Origin of the sequence: Parvibaculum sp., from assembly GCF_049672805.1 — a bacterium.
Classification (GTDB): domain Bacteria; phylum Pseudomonadota; class Alphaproteobacteria; order Parvibaculales; family Parvibaculaceae; genus Parvibaculum.
The window spans coordinates 1-4,937 of record NZ_JBATWS010000172.1 but is presented as its reverse complement, the minus strand read 5'-3'; the positions used below and the strand labels follow the sequence as shown (position 1 = coordinate 4,937).

General features: G+C 61.5%; 4 protein-coding genes and 1 pseudogene. 4 read left to right on the top strand and 1 reads right to left on the bottom strand.

Annotated elements, in window-relative coordinates; genetic code table 11:
- The 4 genes and pseudogenes from WBF74_RS05595 to WBF74_RS05580 form a co-directional block, all read left to right on the top strand.
- A pseudogene (locus WBF74_RS05595) lies at positions 1-327 on the top strand (hypothetical protein); the annotation flags it as partial.
- Between the two features lie 157 nt (positions 328-484).
- Entirely contained in the window at positions 485-1,291 is an 807-nt protein-coding gene (locus WBF74_RS05590) for an enoyl-CoA hydratase/isomerase family protein (protein ID WP_424436438.1), read from the top strand.
- Positions 1,292-1,400: 109 nt separating this feature from the next.
- A complete protein-coding gene (locus tag WBF74_RS05585) occupies positions 1,401-3,200 on the top strand; it encodes an amidohydrolase (RefSeq protein ID WP_424436435.1) in 1,800 nt (599 codons plus the stop codon).
- A 151-nt stretch (positions 3,201-3,351) separates the two neighbouring features.
- On the top strand, positions 3,352-3,951 hold the full coding sequence (locus WBF74_RS05580) for a TetR/AcrR family transcriptional regulator (RefSeq protein WP_424436432.1): 600 nt from the start codon (positions 3,352-3,354) through the stop codon (positions 3,949-3,951).
- Positions 3,952-3,957: 6 nt separating this feature from the next.
- Here WBF74_RS05580 and WBF74_RS05575 read toward each other — a convergent pair.
- Positions 3,958-4,937, bottom strand: a 980-nt coding sequence (locus tag WBF74_RS05575; RefSeq protein WP_424436429.1) for a glutathione S-transferase, incomplete at its 5' end; no start/stop codon positions are given.

The following is a 4,937-nucleotide window of genomic DNA, read 5'->3' as shown; positions in this document are numbered from 1 at the left end:
GACCAAGGCCGGGGCGCCGGGCCGGTGGTGGGCGGCGCGCTCATCGGTGCCGTGCTTGGCGGCCTCGTTGGTCATGTGATCGATGCCAATAATCAGGCCTGCATGGGCGACGTGCTCGAATATGTGCCCGCCCACCAGCGCGTCTATTGGGAAGATCCTCATAGCGGCTATGGCTATGCGATGACGCCGCTGCGCACCTATGAGCCGTATCCCGGCCAGTATTGCCGGGAGTATCAGACGGTCGTGACGATTGGCGGTCGCGCGGAAGAAGCCTATGGCACCGCCTGCCGCCAGCCCGACGGGGCATGGAAGATGATGAACAGTTGAAGCTCCCCAAGATCGGGGTGAAAGGCGGCGCATACCCGGCGCCGCCTTTTTTCGTGTCTCCGCCTGCCCGCATGAAAGGAAAGCGCTGGGTTTTCCGCAGATGACGTATCATCATCCCTGCAAGGCTCGGAGATGCCAGTCAGCAAGGGGGGAACGCATGTCCGTCAAGGAAACGGTGGGCGACTTCATCACCATCGAACGGGAAGGCCGCGTGGCCGTCGTCCGCTTCGATCGGGGCGACCGCATCAATGCCCTTTCCGTGCAGCTCTTGCGCGACCTCGCACAGACTGCGCGCCTGTTGCGGGAGGATATAGAGACAAGCGCGGTAGTGCTCACAGGCGGACAGGTCTTTACCGGCGGTGCCGACCTCACCGATCCCGCTATCAGGCAGCGTGCCGCAGCCTCGCTGCTCGAGCGCCGCGAGATGCTGCGCGCCGGGCCCGATATGTGCGATGCGTGGGAAGCGCTTGATCAGGTGACCATCGTTGCCATTGAAGGCTTCTGCATCGGCGGCGGTGTCGCCCTTTCCGTGTCCTGCGATTTTCGCGTGACGGGAAAGAGCGCCTATTTCCGTCTGCCCGAAATTCCTCTCGGTATGAATATGAGCTGGCATACGCAGCCCCGCATGGTGAACCTCATTGGTCCGTCCCGCACGAAGCAGTTCACCATCTTCGGCGAGAAGGTTGATGCCGGGACGGCGGAAAAATGGGGCCTCGCTGACGAGATATGCGAAGATGGCGCAGCGCTCGCAACAGCACGGCGCTGGGCGGACAAGGTGGCCGCACTGCCGCCCGTTTCCGTTCGCATGGCAAAGCGCGGTATCACGCAGGCGGCAACGGCGCTCAACGCGGTTTCCACCTTCATGGATGCCGACCAGTTTGCGCTTGCATCGACGAGCGAGGATCATCGGGAGGCGGTGAATGCCTTCCTCGAAAAACGGAAACCCGATTTCACGGGGCGGTAAAGGCGAGGGGAGAAAACGGATGGGCCATGACAAACCGGCAACGCATCGCGGTGGTTGCCCCTGTTGTTCTCCCTATGTGTGGGACGCCTATCGGCCCCGGGATCCGGGATTGAGCAGGCGCGGCTTTTTCGGTGTAGGCGCCGCCTTTACCGCAGCCGCCCTTTCCGCGCTGACCGGGAAAAGCGAGGCAGGTGCAGCCGGAGCGGCAGGTCTCGCCACGGCGCTTGCCTTCACAGCGCCTGCCATTGCCTTGGGCGAGACGCGCCGGAGCCGCGCCGATGCGGCACCCGGCGTCACCGTTTACCGGGGCGGGACCATCCGTACCATGAATGATGCAACGCCGCTTGCAGAAGCGATTGCAGTCCGTGGTGGCCGCATCATCGCAGCCGGAACCGAGGTTGATGTTGCGGCGCGGGCGGGCAGGGAAACAAGGATTGTCGATCTCAGGGGTCGGACCATGATGCCGGGCTTTGTGGATTGCCATGGTCATATCTCCATGACCGCGCTTCTTATGGGCTTCCAGAATCTCGCGCCTGAACCCGCAGGCCCCATCCGCTGCATCGCGGACATCCAGTCGGAACTCGTGAAATATCGGGAGAAAACGGGCGGCGGGCGCGGCGGGTGGCTGCTCGGTGCAAGCTATGATGACTCCCTCCTTGCGGAGAAACGGGCCATCACCCGCACCGATCTCGACGAGGTTTCAACCACTCAGCCGATCCTTGTCTATCATGCCTCGCTTCATGTTGCTGTGGTGAACTCCTATGCCCTGTCACTGCTTGGCATCACGGCGAATACGCCTGATCCGCGCGGCGGCGTCATCCGTCGTTGGCCGGGCACAAACGAGCCGAACGGCATCCTTGAAGAAGGAGCTCTCTCGCTTGCCATGCCGCGCCTGCCACAGGCCTCGCGCGAGGAATTGCTCGATCTTCTGGATATGGTGCAGGACCGCTATGCCGCATGGGGCATCACCACCGCGCAGGATGGCGCCACGCGGGGGCCGGACTATGAGCTTCTCTCGCTCGCAGCGGAACGCGACAGGCTGCGGCTCGATGTCATTGCCTATCCCTTCTTCACCCATATCGAGGATCTCGCCAGAAGCGAGGTCGAGATGAAGCGGGACTATAACGGCTTCAAGATTGGCGGCATCAAGCTGATGCTGGACGGCTCGCCGCAGGCAAAAACCGCCTGGCTCACCAAGCCCTATGAAGTGGTACCGACAGGTTTCGATACGGACTATCGCGGATACCCGATCGTTGATGATGCAACGGCCGCAAAGATGGTGGACGACGCCTATGCGCGCGGCTGGCAAGTCTATGCCCATTGCAATGGTGATGCGGCGGCAGACCAGTTCATTGCCGCGATAGAAAAGGCGACGGTAAAGTACGGTCTTGCAGATCGCCGCCCCACTGTGATCCATGCACAGACATTGCGGGAAGATCAGCTCGACCTTATGCAGCGCCTTGGCGTCATGCCCTCCTATTTCGTCACCCATACTTTCTTTTGGGGAGACTGGCACCGCGACTCTGTTCTGGGGGTGGAACGGGCCTCCCGCATCAGCCCGGTTCGCTCGACCATTGATCGCGGCATGCGCTTCACGCTGCATAATGACTCACCCGTCGTGCCGTCCGACTGCCGCATGCTGCTCTGGTCGGCGGTTAACCGCCGTACACGGCGCAACGAGGTTCTGGGAGAAGAACAGCGCATCGGCGCGCTGGACGCGCTGCGCGGCATAACGCTCGATGCGGCCTACCAGCATTTCGAGGATGACATTAAAGGCTCCATCGAAACGGGGAAGCTCGCCGATCTGGTGATCACGGAGGAAGACCCCGGCGTGATGGCTCCTGATGATCTGAAGAATCTCACCATCACCGAGACGATCAAGCGGGGTGAGACGATCTATCGCGCCTGAGCGCCAAAAGACCGTCCGTGTGAGCCTTTATTGCACCGGATGCCGCAAGAGTGATTGATTTTGCGGCTTCCGCGCTCACTCGCATGTAGCATTTACCCGCGGGCTTTGGGATGATGTTGCCAGCGACCAATCCTATGAGACCCGTTGAACAATGACTGAATCCGTCCCGAAAAAGCAGGATGGCCGTCGGCTTCGCAGTGCCGCGAGCCGCCGCCGCATCGTCGAGGCCATGCGTGACCTGATCCGCGAGGGGGTCATTTCGCCCCGTGCGGAAGAGGTTGCTGCAAGGGCGGATGTCGGCCTGCGGACGGTGTTTCGTCACTTCGACGACATGGAAACCCTCAATCGGGAAATCGCGGCGCTCGCCCTGTTTGAGGTCGCGCCGATGCTCGACCTGCCGGCCCCCAGCGGCACGCTTGAAGAGCGGCTTGAAACAATGGTGGACCGCCGCGCAAAGCTTTTCGAAAAGCTCATGCCGTTCCGCATTTCGGCGGATGTCAACATGCATCGCTCCGCCTATCTGCGGGAAGACCGCAACAGAATGAATGCGGCGATCCGCGAAGCAACACGCGCGGCCCTGTCAGACGAATTGCGCAAGGACCGCACATTGCTTGAAGCCGTCGATGCCGTTCTCAGCTTCGACTTCTGGCATCGCCTGCGGAACGAGCAGAACCTCTCAATCGCACAGGCAAAGCGGGTGATGGAGATGACAGCCCGCGCCCTGCTTCTCGCACCCCGCGAGAAGCGCTGAGTAACATCAGCCGAACAGCACCTCGCAGCCCGTCCCGGCCAGAATAGCATCGACCGCCCGGCGATCATCGGGCGCAAGAGCCTGATATTTCTCGCGCAGCCATGTCAGGCATTTCCCCTGATAGGGGAAAGGCTGCTGCACCCAGGGCTTGCCGTCGATCTCCGTCTCGACCATCTCGGCACCACTTGCCAGGGCGGCTGCATTGGCGAGCAGGGCAGGGGGATAAACACGGCCAACTTCTGTCAGCAGATTGCGCAGGCTCTGCGGAATGGCGTCACGCTTGATCCAGTCATCATCGCCTGGCGTGTGGCCCGAGAGATCATCCACAATGTCAACCCAGGCGAAGATGCGCGGCGCGCGGCGCAGGGTCTCAGCCATGGGCGTCGGATCGAAATGGGCAAGCTGGGTTAACTGCCCATAGACGCCGAAATCGCTGCCGCCGGGGCGCTTGCCCATAAGGAAGGGCTGTTCCTCCAGAACCGCATTCATCGCATCAAGAAAGCGCGTATAGCTCGCTTCGATCACGGGAGCCGTGGTGTCGTTGGAGCCGACAACATAAAGGCGGGATATCTGCCGTTCGGCAAACATCTTGCCCGCCGCCTGCAGGTCCGCCTCCCGCGCGGTGATGTCGCGCCAGCGCGGCAGGATTGCCGATGCGCGCTCGATATCGGGCTTGTAGTACCAGCGATAATGGAACATCGCTTTCGTCAGCCATTCATCCGCATAGTCTTCGAGCAGATAGTCGATGAACTCGACCACAGGGTCGGAGGGGATGACATTGCGGCCCGGAAACTCTTTCTCGAAGCGGCGGATGAGCGGGCTGGAATCCACCGCTGCCTGATACTCGCCGCCATTCTCCTTCAGATAGAAGGTCGGCAGGAGCTGCACCTTGGGCTTCGGCAGGTCTTTCGGCACGCCATGGCCTGTGAGGAAGAAGCGATAAGGCAGATGCCGGTAGCGCAACACGGCCAGCATCTTGCGCGTAT

Coding starts and splice junctions, on each gene's coding strand:
- WBF74_RS05590 (WP_424436438.1), top strand. CDS start 485: ATGTCCGTCAAGGAAACGGTGGGCGACTTCATCACCATCGAACGGGAA.
- WBF74_RS05580 (WP_424436432.1), top strand. CDS start 3,352: ATGACTGAATCCGTCCCGAAAAAGCAGGATGGCCGTCGGCTTCGCAGT.